At 50.3% G+C, this 288-nt stretch carries 1 protein-coding gene; it reads right to left on the bottom strand.

What is annotated here, in order from left to right:
• On the bottom strand, nucleotides 1–288 hold a 288-nt coding region (locus tag G6047_RS00110; RefSeq protein ID WP_211165344.1), incomplete at both ends, for a hypothetical protein.

The following is a 288-nucleotide window of genomic DNA, read 5'->3' as shown; positions in this document are numbered from 1 at the left end:
GATAACCTTCGTGGTTCGCCGCATTCGTATCGTCACAATCGGTATTGTCCAAAGAAAATCCGGCCGGTGCGACATTCGGATTTGCAGTACAGACGGTTTGTTGTGTCGTCGATCCGAAACCGTCTCCATCTGCATCCACATAAAACGGATAGCCTTCGTGGTTCGCAGCATTCGTATCGTCACAATCGGTATTGTCCAAAGAAAATCCGGCCGGTGCGACATTCGGATTTGCAGTACAGACGGTTTGTTGTGTCGTCGATCCGAAACCATCGCCATCGGCATCCACAT

It is taken from the genome of Flavobacterium silvaticum (assembly GCF_012911565.1).
Classification (GTDB): domain Bacteria; phylum Bacteroidota; class Bacteroidia; order Flavobacteriales; family Flavobacteriaceae; genus Flavobacterium; species Flavobacterium silvaticum.
The sequence above is the reverse complement of the archived record's forward strand: the minus strand, read 5'-3'. Positions and strand labels throughout refer to the sequence as shown.